The organism is Propioniciclava flava, assembly GCF_004126535.1.
Lineage (GTDB): Bacteria > Actinomycetota > Actinomycetes > Propionibacteriales > Propionibacteriaceae > Propioniciclava > Propioniciclava flava.
The window spans coordinates 60,365-77,143 of record NZ_PPCV01000004.1; the positions used below are offsets into that span (position 1 = coordinate 60,365).

Annotated in this window: 15 protein-coding genes and 1 pseudogene; 11 read left to right on the forward strand and 5 right to left on the reverse strand. The window is 67.3% G+C overall.

Annotation, left to right across the window (positions count from 1 at the left end):
• The first annotated feature begins 43 nt into the window (after window positions 1–43).
• Both C1706_RS06780 and C1706_RS06785 read left to right on the forward strand, forming a co-directional pair.
• On the forward strand, window positions 44–1,063 hold the full coding sequence (locus tag C1706_RS06780; protein WP_129458474.1) for a zinc-binding dehydrogenase: 1,020 nt from the start codon (window positions 44–46) through the stop codon (window positions 1,061–1,063).
• Between the two features lie 30 nt (window positions 1,064–1,093).
• Window positions 1,094–2,560 carry an MFS transporter gene (locus C1706_RS06785; protein ID WP_129458475.1) on the forward strand — a complete coding sequence of 489 codons (1,467 nt, stop codon included), beginning with the start codon at window positions 1,094–1,096 and terminating at the stop codon, window positions 2,558–2,560.
• A 70-nt stretch (window positions 2,561–2,630) separates the two neighbouring features.
• Here C1706_RS06785 and glgA read toward each other — a convergent pair whose 3' ends face one another.
• On the reverse strand, window positions 2,631–3,830 hold the full coding sequence (glgA, locus tag C1706_RS06790) for a glycogen synthase (RefSeq protein ID WP_129458476.1): 1,200 nt from the start codon (window positions 3,828–3,830) through the stop codon (window positions 2,631–2,633).
• Between the two features lie 164 nt (window positions 3,831–3,994).
• On the opposite strand from glgA, the gene glgC reads away from it, so the two are divergent.
• A complete protein-coding gene (gene glgC / locus C1706_RS06795) occupies window positions 3,995–5,221 on the forward strand; it encodes a glucose-1-phosphate adenylyltransferase (RefSeq protein WP_129458477.1) in 1,227 nt (408 codons plus the stop codon).
• Between the two features lie 100 nt (window positions 5,222–5,321).
• Here glgC and C1706_RS06800 read toward each other — a convergent pair whose 3' ends face one another.
• Window positions 5,322–5,969, reverse strand: a complete 648-nt coding sequence (locus C1706_RS06800; RefSeq protein ID WP_129458478.1) for an O-methyltransferase — start codon at window positions 5,967–5,969, stop codon at window positions 5,322–5,324.
• 60 nt (window positions 5,970–6,029) lie between these two features.
• Here C1706_RS06800 and dapA point away from each other — a divergent pair, with 60 nt between their 5' ends.
• The 8 genes and pseudogenes from dapA to C1706_RS06840 all read left to right on the forward strand — a co-directional run.
• Window positions 6,030–6,911: a 4-hydroxy-tetrahydrodipicolinate synthase gene (dapA, locus tag C1706_RS06805; RefSeq protein WP_129458479.1), complete on the forward strand. Its 882-nt coding sequence runs from the start codon at window positions 6,030–6,032 to the stop codon at window positions 6,909–6,911.
• 25 nt (window positions 6,912–6,936) lie between these two features.
• Window positions 6,937–7,323, forward strand: coding sequence for a sec-independent translocase (locus tag C1706_RS06810; RefSeq protein ID WP_129458480.1), 387 nt, complete (start codon window positions 6,937–6,939; stop codon window positions 7,321–7,323).
• A 76-nt stretch (window positions 7,324–7,399) separates the two neighbouring features.
• On the forward strand, window positions 7,400–8,659 hold the full coding sequence (locus tag C1706_RS06815; RefSeq protein ID WP_129458481.1) for a magnesium transporter MgtE N-terminal domain-containing protein: 1,260 nt from the start codon (window positions 7,400–7,402) through the stop codon (window positions 8,657–8,659).
• A complete protein-coding gene (locus tag C1706_RS06820; protein ID WP_129458482.1) occupies window positions 8,646–9,203 on the forward strand; it encodes a DUF1003 domain-containing protein in 558 nt (185 codons plus the stop codon). The genes C1706_RS06815 and C1706_RS06820 overlap by 14 nt, the downstream gene beginning before the upstream one ends.
• A gap of 62 nt (window positions 9,204–9,265) precedes the next feature.
• Window positions 9,266–10,420 carry an Mrp/NBP35 family ATP-binding protein gene (locus tag C1706_RS06825; protein WP_129458483.1) on the forward strand — a complete coding sequence of 385 codons (1,155 nt, stop codon included), beginning with the start codon at window positions 9,266–9,268 and terminating at the stop codon, window positions 10,418–10,420.
• 35 nt (window positions 10,421–10,455) lie between these two features.
• Complete coding sequence (locus C1706_RS06830; RefSeq protein WP_129458484.1) at window positions 10,456–11,142, forward strand: GNAT family N-acetyltransferase; 687 nt, start codon at window positions 10,456–10,458, stop codon at window positions 11,140–11,142.
• 5 nt (window positions 11,143–11,147) lie between these two features.
• Window positions 11,148–12,104, forward strand: coding sequence for an HpcH/HpaI aldolase/citrate lyase family protein (locus C1706_RS06835; RefSeq protein ID WP_129458485.1), 957 nt, complete (start codon window positions 11,148–11,150; stop codon window positions 12,102–12,104).
• Window positions 12,101–12,607: pseudogene (locus C1706_RS06840) on the forward strand (general stress protein); the annotation flags it as partial. The gene C1706_RS06835 and the pseudogene C1706_RS06840, both read left to right, overlap by 4 nt.
• A 550-nt stretch (window positions 12,608–13,157) precedes the next feature.
• On the opposite strand, the gene C1706_RS06845 reads toward C1706_RS06840, so the two are convergent.
• From C1706_RS06845 to C1706_RS06855, 3 genes are all read right to left on the reverse strand, one after another.
• On the reverse strand, window positions 13,158–14,468 hold the full coding sequence (locus C1706_RS06845) for a TrpB-like pyridoxal phosphate-dependent enzyme (RefSeq protein WP_129458486.1): 1,311 nt from the start codon (window positions 14,466–14,468) through the stop codon (window positions 13,158–13,160).
• A gap of 87 nt (window positions 14,469–14,555) precedes the next feature.
• Window positions 14,556–16,082 carry an aminopeptidase P family protein gene (locus C1706_RS06850; RefSeq protein WP_431830690.1) on the reverse strand — a complete coding sequence of 509 codons (1,527 nt, stop codon included), beginning with the start codon at window positions 16,080–16,082 and terminating at the stop codon, window positions 14,556–14,558.
• 37 nt (window positions 16,083–16,119) lie between these two features.
• Window positions 16,120–16,746 (reverse strand): histidine phosphatase family protein, encoded by a 627-nt coding sequence (locus tag C1706_RS06855; protein WP_129458488.1) that lies wholly within the window; start codon window positions 16,744–16,746, stop codon window positions 16,120–16,122.
• Window positions 16,747–16,779 lie beyond the last annotated feature (33 nt).

Sequence of the window (16,779 nt, forward strand, 5' to 3'; positions counted from 1 at the left end):
TCGACCCCCCCTTGAGTCACACCCGTTGGAAGAAAGAAGCGCCATGAAGGCCTTAAAGATTCTGGGACCTGAGGAACTCGTCGTCGAGGACCTCCCCCTGCCCGAGCCCGCGGAGGACGAGGTACGCGTCCGCATGCAGTACGGCGGTATCTGCGGCTCGGATCTGCACTACTACTACCTGGGACGCAACGGCGCCTTCGCCGTCACTGAGCCGTTCACCCCGGGACATGAGATGTCCGGTGTCGTCGATCTCGACCCCTCCGGCACCTATGCCCCCGGCACCCCGGTGACCATCGCCCCGGCCACGTTCGGTACGCCGCTGCGCGGCATCGAGGATCGCCGCCACTTGTGGCCTGGCGGGACTTACCTGGGCAGCGCCTCCACCAAGCCGCACACCCAAGGCGGCATGCAGGAGTATCGCAACGTCAAGAACTTCATGATCCGGACGCTGCCCGAGGGGCTGTCGGTGCAGGACGCCGCGCTGGCTGAGCCGCTCGCGGTCGCTCTGCACGCCATCAACATCGCCGGGGGAGTCAAGGGTCAGCGCGTCCTCGTCGCGGGCTGCGGGCCGATCGGGCTGTGTGTCGTCGCTGGCGCACTGGCTGGTGGGGCCGAGCGCGTCGACGCCACCGACGTGTTGTCCGGGCCGCTCGGCCGCGCCACGGCACTGGGGGCATCCACCGCCTTCGTCGCCGGAACCGATGAGGTGCCCGCCGAGGAGTACGACATCGTCTTCGAGTGCTCGGGCGCAGCCCCCTCCATCACGACGGCCATGCGCGCCGTGCGGAAGGCGGGAACGGTCACGCAGGTCGGGATGCTCCCCGACGAGAACATCGGCGTCAACCTCGCCCCGTTCGTCAGCAAGGAGGTCACCTACAAGGCGACCTTCCGCTTCGACGACGAGATCGACGCCGCCATCACGACGCTGGCGCAGAACCCCAGCATCGCGTCGATCATCACCACCCATGTCATTCCCGCGCAGCGAGCCGTGGACGCCTTTGCCGTCGCCAAGGACTCGCAGGTCTCGGGCAAGGTCGTCGTGTCGCTGTGGCTCGACGAGTGATCGAACCCTTCACAAGAAAGACAAACCGCAATGGCACGCAATGAGGCATTAGCCGCGGACCCGGCCGAGCAGCGCACGACAGGTGACCTTGCTCGCGCCGCCGTCTCCGGCTGGCTGGGAACCGCCCTGGAGTTCATGGACTTCCAGCTTTACTCGCTGGCGGCAGCGCTGGTCTTCCAGACCATCTTCTTCCCGACCGACGCCCCCGGCATGGCGATCATCCTCGCTATGGCCACCTACGGTGTGGGGTACATCAGCCGTCCCCTGGGCGCGTGGTACTTCGGTCACCTGGGCGACAAGATCGGACGCCGCAAGGTGCTCTTCTACACGATCTTGCTGATGGGCGTCTCCACGACTCTCATCGGCGCGCTGCCCACCTACCACCAGGTCGGCGCCCTGGCCCCGATTCTCCTGGTCGTGCTCCGGTTGGCGCAGGGCTTCGGTGCGGGTGCTGAGATTGCTGGCGCGTCCGTCATGCTCACGGAGTACGCGCCGCGTCGTCGTCGTGGCATCGTCGGCTCGCTGGTTGCGCTTGGCACCAACTCCGGCACGCTGGGCGCCTCCGCCATCTGGGGCGTGCTCGTCGCGACCCTCTCCCACGACGACATCGTCAACTGGGGTTGGCGTATCCCGTTCCTCGCGTCGGTCCTCATCATGGTGTTCGCCGTGTGGGTGCGGTTCAACCTGAAGGAATCCCCGGTGTTCGAGGCCCGCGAGGACGTCGTCGACGGCGTCGCGGTCTCCAAGGAGGAACTGGCTCAGGTGGCCTCGAACAGCAACGTGCTGGCCGAGGGTCTCTCCGAGCGCAAGGGCCGCGCCTTCTTCGAGGCGTTCTTCCTGCGGTTCGGCCAGGCCGGTAACTCCGGCATGGTCCAGACCTACCTGATCTCCTACATCACGGCGACGCTGCTGCTGGCGCCGAGCGTGGGCACCAACGTGGTGATCACCTCCTCGCTGGTCGGCTTCATCACCGTCCCGCTGGTTGGTTTCCTCAGTGACAAGTTCGGCCGCAAGCTGATGTACATGGTGATGTCGTCCATCTCGCTGATCCTGGTCTTCCCGATGATCTGGATGATCGCCACGGCACAGGTCAACGCCGTGTTCGCGGGGTACATCATCATTCACCAGTCCTCCGTCTTGGCTTTGGCCTCCCTGGAGAACCTGACCATGGCCGAGATCTTCGGCGCTCGTCACCGCTACACCCAGATGGCGCTGGCCAAGGAGATCGCTGCCATCATCGCTACCGGTGTCGGCCCGGTCGTCGCCGCCGCCCTCGTCGTGGCGACCGGTGGCTCCTGGTGGCCGATCGCGATCATGATCGCGATCTTCACGGCCCTCTCGCTGGGCGCCTCGATCGTGATGCCCGAGGTTGCGGGCCGCGACCTGACGCTGCTCAACGACAGCAAGCCGGGCGAGGCCATCATCGGGCCGTTCGCTCGCCGCGAGCGGATCAAGCTCGGCCTGCCGGTCGACGATGAGGCCATGCGGGCGAAGTAACTCATCCCTGCCACAGCGACGGAGGGCCCCGGAACTCACGTTCCGGGGCCCTCCGCCTGTCTGCGTGTGGCTAGTGCGCGCCGTCGGCTGCGTGACGGTCGATGGCTGCCTGGTAAACCTCGACGGTCTGCTGGGCGATCGCGGCCCAACTGAACTCATCGATGCAGCGTTGCCGGCCGGCGACCCCCATGGCAGCGGCCCGCTCGGGGTCGCGGGTGAGGTCGTTGATGCGCTCGGCGAAGGTGGCCTCGAAGGCGGCGATGAAGGCCGGATCGTTGGCCCGCGCCGGATCGTAGGGGACCAGCAGGCCCGTCACGCCGTCATCGACGACCTCCGGAATGCCGCCGACAGCAGAGGCGACCACGGCCGTCTCGCACGCCATCGCCTCGAGGTTGACGATGCCGAGGGGCTCATAAATCGACGGGCAGGCGAACACAGTGGCCGCCGTATTGATCTGGCGCACCTGCTCGCGCGGCAGCATCTCCTCCACCCAGAACACGCGGCCCGGACGCTCGGCCTGCAGACGCGCGAACTCGGCATTGAACTCTGCGGCGATCTCGGGGGTGTCCGGGGCGCCAGCGAGCAGGAGCAGCGTCGTATCGGGATCCAGCGCCCGCGCAGCACGGACGAGGTGGATGAGCCCCTTTTGACGGGTGATGCGCCCGACGAACACCACGATGGGGCGATCCAGCGGGACGCCGAGGCGCTCCAAGACGTCGGTGTCGTGGTCGGGGCGGAACTCATCGGTGTCGATGCCGTTCTTCACGACGTGGATCTTCTCGCGCGGCACGAACGGGTACGCGCGAGTGATGTTCTCGATCATCGCCTCCGACACGGCGATGACCGCATCGGCCTCGGCGAAGGCGGTCTTCTCGATCCAACTGGAGACGCGGTAGCCGCCGCCGAGTTGTTCGACCTTCCACGGACGATCCGGTTCGAGACTGTGCGCGGTGACCACGAGCGGCACGTCCAGGAGGCGTCCGCCGATGACCCCGGCGAACTGGGCGTACCAGGTGTGCGCGTGGATGACGTCAACATCAGGAATGGCGGCGGCCATCGCCACGTCGGTTCCTAGCGTCCGCAAGGCTCCGTTGGCCCCGGGCGGGAACGTCTCGGGGTGCGCCGTAGCGCCCTCGCGGGGTTCGCCCATCGCTTGGACGTCGACCATGTCGGTGATCGCCGCGAGTTGCGGGACCAGTTGGGCCACGTGGACGCCAGCGCCCCCGTAGATCGTGGGGGGGTACTCACGGGTGAGGATCGAAACGCGCATGACCCGATGGTGGCACATGCGGGGGGTGCCGGGGGCGGCAAATCCTCCTCGGTGGGCGCCGATGCAGGCCGCCCGAGGGGGCGTGCGGGTCGCGCACAGCGACGAAATGGGACAGTCCGGCTTGGGTTCCCCACGGAGGGCTCGCGTGGCCTAGGTTTAGCACCATGAGCGATCGACCGAATGTCCTGTCGATTGTCCTGGCAGGTGGAGAAGGCAAGCGTTTGATGCCGCTCACCGCCGACCGGGCCAAGCCGGCCGTGCCCTTTGGGGGCACCTACCGCCTCATCGACTTCGTGCTGTCCAACTTGGCGAACTCGGGGCTGACAAAAATTGCCGTTCTGACGCAGTACAAATCCCACTCCCTCGACAAGCACCTCGCGCAAACCTGGCGCATGTCGACGCTGCTGGGCAGCTACGTCACTTCTGTTCCGGCACAGCAGCGCACCGGGAAGCAGTGGTTCAGCGGAAGCGCCGATGCCATCTTCCAGTCGATGAACCTGATCAACGACGAAGATCCTGACTACGTCGTCGTCTTCGGCGCCGACAACATCTACCGGATGGACGTCGCCGATATGCTGCGCGCCCACATCGATTCGGGAGCTGAAGCCACCATCGCGGGCATTCGCGTGCCGCGATCGGAGGCGTCCGCCTTCGGGATCATCGATGCGGGCGAAGACACCGTGATCGACGCGTTCTTGGAGAAGCCCGCCAACCCGCCGGGGCTGGTGGACAGCCCCGAGGAGTCTTACGCGTCGATGGGGAACTACATCTTCACGCGCAAGGCGTTCGTGGAGGCGCTGCGCGCCGACGCGGAGGACGAGGGCTCGATGCACGACATGGGCGGGAACATCATCCCGTCGTTCGTGGACAAGCAGCAGGCGCACGTTTACGACTTCACCCGGCAGTCCGTCCCCGGCGCCACCGAAAAGGACCGGAACTACTGGCGTGACGTGGGCACCATCGACGCCTATCACGCGGCCCACATGGACCTGGTCAACGTCGTGCCGGAGTTCAACCTCTACAACCGCCGCTGGCCGATCTTCACCTCCCAGCCGCAAGCGCCGGGGGCGAAGTTCACGCTGCGTGGTACCGCTGAGGACTCGATTGTCTCCTCGGGTTGCATCATCTCCGGCGGCGACGTCGATCGGTCCGTGCTGTCGCCCAACGTGCTCGTCGACAAGTGGGCCAAGGTCGAGGAGTCGATCATCTTGACCGGCGCGCGCGTCGGACGCAACGCGGTTGTGCGCAGGGCGATCCTCGACAAGAACGTGGTCGTGGAGGACGGCGCCGAGGTGGGCGTCGATCTCGACCACGATCGTGCCCGGGGATTCCACGTCTCCGAAGGGGGCATCACGGTTCTGAGCAAGGGAGACCGCGTTCACGCCGAGTGATCTGCCTCCCACCGGCCCACACCACGACCGCCCCTCACGTTGAACGTGAGGGGCGGTCGTGGTTGATGCCAGGCGCCTTCAGGGCGCCGGGGTTGAGGGCTTAGGCGCGCCGGGCCACCAGCACGCCGTCACCGACCGGCAGCAGCACGGGGGAGAGGTCTTCTGCGTCGGCGACGGCGGCGAGCGCCTCACGCATGATGACGGTGTCGTCGTCCTCGTTGCCCGTGTCGGCGACCCGGCCGCCCGACAGCGCGTGGTAGATCACGAGGAGGCCGCCGGATCGCAGGAGCCGCAAGGCCTCTTCGACATACTCGACGGCTTCGAGCGGGTCCGCGTCGACGAAGACGAGGTCGTAGGCGCCATCGCTGAGCTTGGGCAGGACCTGCAGCGCAGGACCCGCGATGAGTCGCGCGCGGCGGGAAGGGATCCCCGCTTCCACCAGGATGCGGCGCGCAGTCGCCTGATGTTCTGGCTCAGTGTCGATCGAGGTCAGGGTTCCTTCGGCCATGCCTAAGAGCAGCGCCAACGACGCCACCCCAGCACCGGTGCCGACCTCGACGACGGTACGGGCGTCCAAGGAACGCGCCAGAAACGTCAGCAGGGTGGAGGTGCCGGGGGAGACGGCCCCGATCCCGAGACTCTGCGCGGCGGCACGGGCCGCGGCTGCGTCCGCGGACTCCGGCACGAACGCTTCGGCATAGGCCGAAGCAGCGGTGTGGGGGATGCTGGGCGTCGACGCTGCGTTCACGAGTGCCACACTAGCGCTCAGGGGGCAGGACGCCGTGCGGATGTGCCTAGACTGTCCCTCATGGCCCCGCAACCTTTCGGGCGACTCATCACGGCCATGGTGACGCCCTTCACGTCCGACGGCTCTCTCGACCTTGACGAGTCGCGCCGCCTCGCCGCCTACCTCGTCGACGAGCAGGGCAACGATGCCTTGGTGATCAACGGCACCACAGGCGAGTCGCCGACCACCGACGACGACGAGAAGAAGGCCCTGCTGAAGGCTGTCGTGGCGGAGGTCGGGGACCGCGCGCAGGTCATCGCGGGCGTCGGCACCAATGAGACGGCCGCCACGATCAAGCGCTGCCACGATGCGGTCGAGGCGGGTGCTCATGGCGTCCTCGTCGTCACGCCGTACTACTCCAAGCCCCCGGCGGACGCGTTGCTGGAGCACTTCGTCATGGTGGCGGACTCCACCGACCTCCCGGTCATGTTGTACGACATCCCCAGCCGCTCCGGTATCCCGATCCCCGAAGACGTCCTGATCGAGTTGGATCGCCACCCCACGATCGTCGCGGTCAAGGACGCCAAGGGTGACCTGGTGAGTTCCGCGCGCGTCATGGCCTCCACGGATCTCGCCTACTACTCCGGGGACGACGCCGTCACGTTGCCGTTGCTCTCGCTCGGGGCTGTGGGGCTCGTCGGAACCTCGACCCACTTCACGGGGGCTGCCACGAAGGAATGGCTGTCGCTGTGGGAGGACGGTGCAACGCAGGAGGCCTTGGAGTTGTACCGCCGGTTGCTGCCGGTCTACACGGGGGTCTTCGCCACGCAGGGCTGCATGCTGGTCAAGGCTGCGTTGGCGGCGCGTGGGTTCACCACCCACACATTGCGGCGACCGCTGAAGCCCGCCAGTTCGGCTCAGGCTCGAACTTTCCTCCAGGTCCTGGAAGCCGCCGGCTTGTGACCAGACCCCGCGGCTAGGAGTCTGCGTGGACTTCAACATGGTGGAGATCGTCTTGCTGGGCGGTCTGGCCATCGTCATCTTTGGCCCCGAGAAACTCCCGGAGTTGGCTCGGAAGGCGGCGCGCGTCCTGGCCTACCTGCGCAAGATCAGCGAGGACGCCCGCGGGCAGCTTCGCGAGGAGTTGGGCCCGGAGTTCGACAACTTCTCCCTCGCCGACCTGAACCCGAAAACCCTGGTGGCTAAGCACCTTCTATCGGGCGAAGAGATCGCCGATTTCCGCGAGATGCGTGACGAGGCGATCGCGACTGGCCAGATCGTGAAGGAGGCCGTCGACGAGGCCAACGGCGTCGCCTCAACGGCATCCGTCGTCGCGGAGCCTCGCGTCGTGCCGTTCGATCCCGAGGCGACCTAGAACTCTCCTACCCCCGTGGGCCATGATGTGCCGATCCGTTGGGTCGGCATTCGTGAGCGTGCGCTAGCCTTCGCCCGTGAGTGGATCTGCCTCGTCGATCTTCGTGTCGCGCATCAGGGGCCTGCCGATTATGGACGCCAGTGGCGACCAGGTGGGCAAGGTGCGCGATGTCGTTGTGCAAAACCGATCGAATGCCCGGCCTCCCCGTGTGAAGGGCCTTGTGGTGGAGTTGCTGAGGCTCAGACGCGTGTTCTTGCCGATGGAACGGGTGCACTCGATCGACGCGCAGCAGGTCATCATCTCTGGCGTCGTCAACACCGTCGTCTTCCAGCGTCGCGATTTGGAACGCTTGGTCGACGCCGACCTGTTCGACAAGCGGGTGGACCGGCCAGGAGAGAAGCCGTCCACCATCTTCGACGTGGCCATCCAGCAGACCCGCAACCATGCCTGGGAGGTCAGCGAGGTCGCCTTGAAGGAGAGCACTGGGCGCCCCTTCAGCCGTGGACATGTGGTGATCGTCGACTGGAACGAGGTGCCGGACTACTTCGCAGACTCGGCGCAGGGCACCGATCAGGTCGTGGCGCAGTTGGCCGAGATGAAGCCGGCCGATGTGGCGCGAGAGTTGCACGAGATGAGCCCCGAGCGCCGCGCCGAGGTGGTTTCCGCCTTGGAGGACGACGTCTTGGCCGAGGCGCTGGAGGAGTTGCCCGAGCGTGAGCAGGTCAGCCTGATCCGTTCGCTGGACACCGAACGTGCCGCCGACGTGCTGGAGGAGATGGATCCCGACGACGCCGCCGACCTGATCGCCGAACTGACCCCAGAGTTGGCCGAGACGATTCTGCAGCAGATGGAACCAGAAGACGCCGAGGACGTCCGGACGCTGTTGAACTATGACGCGGCCACCGCGGGCGGCCTGATGACGCCCGAACCGGTGATCCTGGGGCCCGACGAGACGGTGGCCGATTGCCTGGCCAAGCTCCGTCAGGAAGAGGTGACACCCGCGCTGTCCGCGTTGGCGTTCTTGTGCCGCCCCCCGCTGGATACCCCGACGGGCCGCTACGTCGGAGCCGTGCACATTCAGCGGCTGCTGCGCGAGCCACCCTCGACGTTGGCGGCGAACCTGGTCGACGCGTCGATCACGCCGCTGCGCCCCGACAACAGCGTCGCCCAGGTCAGCCGCTACTTCGCGACCTACGACCTGGTGTGCGCGCCCGTCGTCGACGAGAGGGGTCGCCTGGTGGGCGCGGTCACCGTCGATGACGTCTTGGACCACATTCTGCCTGCGGACTGGCGCGGGCTTCAGCTAGCAGAGGGGGCGGATGATGGCCGCCGGTGATCGACTCAATACGCCCGGGCGCAACCGCACCTGGCTGCCACGGATGCGCCTGCCCGATGACGCCTTCGGGAGCTTCGCGGAAACCTTCGCCCGGTTCATGGGCACGGCCTCCTTCATCATGTGGATGACCGCCTTCATCATCGCCTGGATCGTGGTCAATCAATACAACTCCAGCTTCCTGGGGGACCCGTTTCCGTTCATCTTCTTGACGCTGCTGCTGTCGCTGCAGGCCTCCTATTCGGCGCCTTTGATCCTGCTGGCTCAGAACCGATCCGAAGCGCGCGAACGCGTCAGCATGGAGCATGATCGGCAGGTGGCGGCCCAGAGCCGCGCCGACATGGACTTCCTAGCCCGCGAGATCGCTGCGCTGCGGATCCGGATCAACGACATGCCGACCCGCGACTTCCTTCGCAGTGAACTGCGTGATCTGGTCGACGAACTGGGACGCGAGGACGACAAGGCGGCCGCAGAAGCCGCCGAGGACGACACGGAAGAGGCCGCAGCCACGGCGGACGCCGCGACGTCCACGCAGCAGCGCTCCTGATCGGCCTGTCACTCCACGACGCCCAAGGGGCTCGGGCCGTAGTCCTGCCGTAGACTGGGGGCATGTCTGCCGTCAGCCTCCACGAAGCCGTGTGGGACGCGTTGTCTCACGTCCAAGACCCCGAGATCCACAAGCCGATCACCGAGTTGGGCATGGTCGAATCGGTGGAGGTCGACGATGCGGGTCAGGCCAACGTGTCGGTGCTGCTGACCATCTCCGGGTGCCCGATGCAGAACACCATCGAGCATGATGTGCATGCCGCGTTGCAGCAGGTCGAAGGGCTCACCGGCTTGGAGTTGAACTTCGGCGTCATGTCGGATGAGCAGCGCGACGAGTTGAAGACCAAGCTGCGCGGCGGCGTCCGGGAGCGCGTGATTCCTTTCGCTCAGGACGGCAACCTGACCCAAGTGCTGCTCATCGCCTCAGGCAAGGGTGGCGTCGGCAAGTCGAGCGTGACGGTGAACCTGGCCAGCGCCTTGGCGGCCCAGGGCAAGAAGGTCGGCATCCTGGACGCCGACATCTACGGTCACTCCGTCCCGCCGATGCTGGGCATCGCGGACGCGGACGTGACCGGCATCGACGACATGATCATCCCGGTGAGCGCGGGGGAGAACCTCAGCGCGATCTCGATTGGCATGCTCAAGCAGTCGCGGGATCAGGTCATCGCCTGGCGCGGGCCGATCCTGGACCGGGCGATCCAGCAGTTCCTCGCCGACGTTTACTGGGGCGATCTCGACTTCTTGCTCGTCGACCTGCCCCCCGGGACGGGTGACGTGGCCATGAGCCTGGGTGCCAAGCTGCCCAACGCCGAGGTCATCGTGGTGACCACGCCCCAGCAGGCCGCGGCCGAGGTCGCCGAGCGGGCCGGAACGATGGCCTCCATGGTCGACCAGAAGGTTCTGGGTGTGGTGGAGAACATGGCCTACCTGGACGCGGAGTGCCCCCATTGCGGCCAGACCCACCGCGTCGACCTCTTCGGGTCCGGCGGTGGCGCCCGGGTCGCGGAGGCGCTCACGTTGCGGCTGGGCTACGACGTGCCCCTGCTGGCAGAGGTCCCGATCGATGCACGCATGAGCAGTTCTGGGGACGCCGGTGTGCCGCTCGTGCAGGCCGACGCTGAGCGTCCTGCCGCGGCAGCGCTGACCGGTCTGGCCGAACGGCTCGCCTCGCGCAAGCGCGGCTTGGCGGGCCGCAAGCTCACCCTGCACGTCGGCTGAGGGACGAGGAGCCCCCGCGCCGCTAGGCTGCCAGCGTGCTGGAGGAGACCAGGCGGCGTATCGAAGGGCACTGGGCCCGACGGTTCGGCGCGCCGGTCCCCGGTCTGGCGCCGGTGGTGATCGGCTCGACCGGGCTTCTTCGCGACGCCGCCGTGGTGCTCCTCCTCGGCGACCATGCGTATGTGGACACGCCCGTGGCCCATCTGGACGACATCGTGGCCGTGGCCAGGGACGCCTCCCCAGCGGAGGTTCTCGACCCGCAACGGTGGGCACCTGTCGCCGACGGTCCCGTCGCGGGGCCCGTCGATCACTGGTGGGCTGATCGCGGCACCGAACTCGCAGGTGATGTGGACGCGCTCGAGGATTCCCGGCGTCGTTCCTTGGCCGCGACCGTCAGCGAAGACGTCTGGCGGGAGGCAGGCTTCGATCGTCCCCTTCAGGCGTCCTTCGGCGTCGTGGAGGACGACACGGTGCTGGCGGCGTCCGTCGTCACCGCGCTGTGGGGATGGCCGTTGGATGTGGGGGTTTTGGTGCGTCCGGACGCCCGAGGGCGGGGACTGGGCCGTCGGGTTGCGCAGGCCGCGCTAGCCGCCGCGGTCGGGCTGAGCGGATTCGCCGCATTTCGGGTGGATCGAGGGAACCCCGCGGCGCAGAGGATCGCCGCCGGTCTGGGGCTGACTCGCTACGGAACCCATGTGAGCGTGCCCCTGCCCGTAGGCTAGAGGGCATGCCCGTCACGCCTCGCCCAGCCCGCGTCCGCCGCACCGTTTTGGCTGTCCCCGGCTCGTCAGACCGGTTCATCGCCAAAGCGCGCACCCTTCCCGTGGACACCTTGTTCCTGGATTTGGAGGACGCCGTCGCGCCTGCGGTGAAGCAGGAGTCGCGGCAGCGCATCGTCGAAGCCCTGCTGGATCCAGCGGGGTTCGCGGCGCCGACGGTGACGGTCCGGGTCAACGACTGGTCGACGCCCTGGACGTTTCGCGACGTCGAGGTGGTCGTCGGCGGTGCCGGGGTCAAGATCGACTGCGTCCTGCTACCCAAGGTGACGTCGGCGTCCCAGGTCGTTGCGTTGGATCTGCTGCTGACCCAGGTGGAGCAGGAAGCGGGCCTTGAGGTGGGGGCGATCGGGATCGAGGCGCAGATCGAGGAGGCGCTCGGGCTGATCCACGTCAACGAGATCGCGGCCGCATCGCCCCGGTTGGAGACCCTGGTGTACGGCCCCGGGGATTTCATGGCCGCCATGGGCATGGCGGGGCTGAACGTGGGCGCGCAGCCGGCCGGCTACGGCGCGGACGCGTTCCATTACGTCATGATGGCGATCCTGGTGGCCGCTCGCGCGCACGGCCTCCAGGCGATTGACGGGCCGTTCGTCGCTATCCGTGACCCAGAAGGGTTTGAGGTAGCCGCGCGTCGGGCTGCCGCGCTGGGCTACGACGGAAAGTGGGTCCTGCACCCCGACCAGGTTGCGGCGGGCACACGCATCTTCTCTCCTGATCCCGCCGACCTGGCGCGGGCGCGGCGCATCGTGGACGCCTACGCGCAGGCCGGCACCCGGGAGGGTGGTGCACGAGGCGCTATCGTGGTCGATGACGAGATGGTCGACGAGGCCGGTGTGAAACTCGCGGCGGCGATCGTCGCCCGGGGTCAGGCCGTGACGTCGTCGGCCGGGAAGGAGCAGGCATGACCCAGCAGACCCCGTTGGGCGGCAACGCTGCGCTGTTCAACCTGGAGTACCCGCAATCCCTGGGGGTCTTCGACAGCTACGCGGATGCCCAGAAGGCCGTGGATCAGCTCGCTGACGCGGACTTCCCCGTGAAGAACCTCGCCATCGTCGGGACGGATCTTCGGCTGATGGAGCGTGTCACCGGGCGACGTACCTGGGGCACGGTGCTGGGCCAAGGCGTCACGAGTGGCCTGTCGACGGGCTTCATCGTCGCGATCGTGATGATGATCTTGCAGCCGCAGCCCGAGTCTTTCTTCGCCATGCTGCTGACCGCGATCCTCATCGGCGTCGTGATCGGGCTGGTCTTCGCCATCTTGGGGTACGTGCTCAGCCGCGGCCAACGCGACTTTACGTCGGTCTCCCAGACGATCGCCACCAAGTACGAGGTGTTGTGCGAGCACAAGGTCGCGGCCCAGGCGCGCGAGTTGCTGGCCAAGAACCCGGCGACGCGTGGGCAGCAATTCAATCAGCCGCCGCGGCAGCAGCCCTACGCCGGGTACGGAAACCAGCAGTCCGGGTATGGGAACCAGCAGCCCGGGTATGGGCAGGGCTACCCGCCGCCGCCCGGATACGGGCAGCAGGGGTGGGGTCAGCCCTATCCCGAGCAGCCAGGGCAGGGTCACCCCGCCGTGCCCGGGCAGGCGTACCCCGAGCAGCCGGGCCAAGGCTATGCGCCTTATCCCGGGGCGTCCTACCCCGCTCAGCCCGAGGGGGGCGTGCCCAGCTATGGGCCCCCGCCCGGATACGGGGCAGGACCCGGCAGCGAGACCGCTCCCGAGGCGGATTCAGCACCTGCGGCAGAGACGAACGCTGCGGCCGGTGGCGACCCTGAACCCCATGACAAGCAGACGGGGGACGCCAAGGCGTAATCCGTCCTTGCGGGCGAGGTTGACGCTCACGGCGAGGGGAAAGGCTCCCCGAGGGAGCGAGCCCGCCGCATCACAGAGCCACGTCACAGACGACAACGAGGGGGACACAGGCATCAAGCCTGTGTCCCCCTCGTTGGGTGTGGCGTTACGCGTCCAGCATGTTCCCGGCCAGGAACTCCGAGTACGCCGGGAGGTCAAGCTGCCCGGAGCCGGAGACCCCGATCAGGATGACCGGGGAGGTGCCGTCCTGCGCGGCCTGCTTGGCCTGGCGAAGCGCCCCCGCGATCGCGTGGTTCGACTCCGAGGCCGGGACGATGCCCTCGGCGCGGGCAAACTCGACACCTGCAGCGAACGCTTCCCGCTGCTTGATGGCGATCGCCCGCAGCAAACCCTCGTGGTAGGCGTGCGAGACCAGCGGCGCCATGCCGTGATAGCGCAGCCCGCCCGCATGGACCGGGTCGGGCACAAAGTCGGCGCCCAGGGTGTACATCTTCAGCAGCGGGGTCATCTGCGAGCTGTCGCCGAAGTCGTAGCGGTATTCGCCCTCGGTCAGCGACGGGGCTGCCGCGGGCTCGCACGCCACAACGTCGACGTTCATCCGGCCCTCGATGTTCTCCCGCAGGAACGGGAAGCTGATCCCGGCCAGGTTTGAGCCACCGCCCGCGCACGCGAACAAGAAATCGGGTGCCTGCTCGCCGAACTTGGCCAGTTGCTTGATCGCTTCCTGCCCGATCACGCTTTGATGCAGGGCCACATGGTTGAGAACCGAGCCCAGCGCGTAGGAGGCGTCCGGATCGCCGGCGGCAACCTCGACGGCCTCGGAGATGGCCATCCCCAGGCTGCCGGGGGTGTCGGGGAAGCGTTCGCGCAACGCGCGTCCGGCTGCGGTCAGTTCTGAGGGGCTCGGCGTGACCGTCGCACCGTAGGTCTCCATCAGCATGCGGCGGTACGGCTTGGATTCGTACGTGTTGCGGACCTGCCACACCTCACACGACTGGCCAAAGATCTGCGTGGCGAAGGCCAACGCCGACCCCCATTGCCCGGCACCCGTCTCAGTGGTGAGCCGCATGCGGCCCGCCTCGCGGTTGTAATAGGCCTGCGGCACCGCAGAGTTCGTCTTGTGTGAGCCGACCGGCGATTCGCCCTCGTACTTGTAGTAGATGCGGGCGGTCGTGCCGAGTGCCCGCTCCAACCGGCGCGCACGATGCAAGGGGGAGGGGCGCCACAGCCGATAGATGTCCCGTACCTCGTCGGGGATCTCGATCCAGCGCTGCGTGCTCAGTTCCTGCTCGATGAGCCCGGCCGGGAACAGGGGGGCCAGATCGTCGGGCTGCAGCGGCTGCTGCGTGCCCGGGTGCAGGTGAGGCGGCGCCGGGTTCGGGAAGTCCGCGGCAATGTTGTACCAGTGGGTAGGGATCTCGTCCTCGTCGAGGAAGACCTTCGTCAGTTCGGCCATGACTGAACTGTAGAGGGCTCACCCCGCCTCATGCGCGCGAGGACCACCCTCCGGCAAGGGTTGCCGCCCCTGCCGGACGCGACTGGCTCAGGCGCGCTGGGCCGCTAGCCAGGCCTCGACATCGTCGGGGGTACGCGGCAGCGATCCCGAGAGCAGGCGCGGTGCACCATCGGTGATGACGATGTCGTCCTCGATGCGCACCCCAATCCCACGCAACTCCGGCGGAACCAGCAGATCGGTCGACTTGAAGTAGATGCCGGGCTCCACGGTGATCACCATGCCCGGACGCAGGATCCCCTCGCGGTAGAACTCCTGACGCGCCTGCGCGCAGTCATGCACGTCCATGCCCAGGTGGTGCGAGGTGCCGTGCACCATCCAGCGACGATGCTGACCGCCCGTGACCGGATCCAGCGATTCCTCCACCGTCACGGGGAGAATGCCCCACTCGCGCAGGTAGGTCGCGACGACCCGGATGGCCGCCTCGTGAACATCCTGGAACCGGGCGCCGGAGCGCGCGGCCTCCATGCCCGCCTGCTGGGCTACCAGCACCGCCTCGTAGACCATGCGCTGAGGGTCGGTGAACGTGCCGTCGACCGGAAGGGTGCGCGTGACGTCGGCGGTGTAGAGGGAATCGACCTCCACACCCATGTCCAGCAGGATCAGATCCCCGGGACGCAGGCCACCGTCGTTGCGAATCCAGTGGAGTGTGTTCGCGTGGTCGCCCGAAGCACAAATACTGCCGTAGCCGACCCCGTTGCCCAGGTGGCGGGCGTGCAGTTCGAAGACGCCTTCGCACCAGCGCTCGCCGCGGCCCTTCTCGACCGCCGTGGGAAGGTCGGCCGCCACAGCGGCGAATCCGACGGCGGTGGCGTCACAGGCGGCCTGCAACTCGTCGATCTCGAAGGCGTCCTTGACCAGGCGCAACTCCGACAGCGCCGTCCGTAGTTCCTCATCGGCGTCACGGTCGACCTCGCCCGTGGCTTCCTGACGCAGGCTGTCCAGCAGGGCAGTCAAGGAGACATCGACGTCGCGGACCAGGCGAGTTGGCACCGTGTCGATATGGTCGGCCAGCGCGCCGGGAAGTTCGCTGATCGGACGCGTGGGGAGCCTGGTCAGGGCCGACATTTCCTCGCACGACTCGCGTTGCCCGACCCACATTTCGCCGTAGCGCGGGTCAGCATAGAACTCAGGGTCGGTGCGCGGCGCGCGCGGCTTGAAGTACAGCGTCGCGTCGTGGCCTGCCGGCTGATCGCCTGCGGCAGCGTGCGGCTCCAAGACGAGGACGGCGTCGGGCTCCCGGTCGGTGCCCAGGCCGGTGAGGTGAGCGAACGCGGAATGCGGACGGAAGCCGTAGTCGCAGTCGTTGCTGCGCACGACCAGGTTTCCGGCGGGAATGACCAGTCGTTCACCGGGGAAGGCGGCGCTCATGGCGTCCCGGCGCGGGGCGGTGTGCGCGGACGCGGGCAGCGGTGCGGGGAGGTCGCTCGGATAGGGCTCCCAGTCGGTCGCGATGAACGACACGAAGGCCTCCGAGAAGGGGGTTTGGCGGTTGGGCAGCTTGGGTGCCTTCTGCGACATGAGATCCATCTCCTCCCTCGCGGCATCTGACCACATGGGTTCTTCTCCACCCTAGCGCGCAGTCCTGCTCTGGTCAGGGGGTTCTCCGCCGTCCCCCGCTCCCCGGGGGGGAGAAGTGTTGGGTGGACGGGAACGCTAACATGTTCCAGTGCAGGACGGCCCAGGACTCCTTCTCTCGCCCCAGCACCGACAGCGAGGCCGTGTCGAGCGGGAAGCTTTGGCCAAAGATCAACGGGAAGTCCAACCAGCACTGGGCCAAGACGCGCAGGGCGTGCCCGTGGCTGAAGCAGATGGCCCGCGCCGCGCCGGAATCGCGTACCCGGTGGACGACACGCGTCAGTCGCGCGCGGACCTGATCGGCGGTCTCACCGCCGCGCGGCCCGTTGAACCACAGCCGCCAGCCGGGGTGGAACTGCGAGCGGATCTCGTCGGAGGTGAGGCCTTCATAGTCGCCGTAGTTCCACTCGGCCAGGTCGTCGGTGATCTCGAGGTTGGTGAACCCCGCCAGTTCTGCGGTGCGGCGCGCGCGACGTCGCGGGCTCGACAGCACCAGGTCGAAATCGGACGGATTGAGCTTCTCGCGTAACGACAGCGCCTGCTCGACGCCGTGGGGCGTGAGATCCAGGTCGGTGTAGGAGGTGTGCTGTCCTGACTTGCTCCAGGACGTCTCACCGTGTCGGACCAGATACAGGTTCGTCATGGGTTCATCCTGGCAGGTCGCCTCCCTGCATAT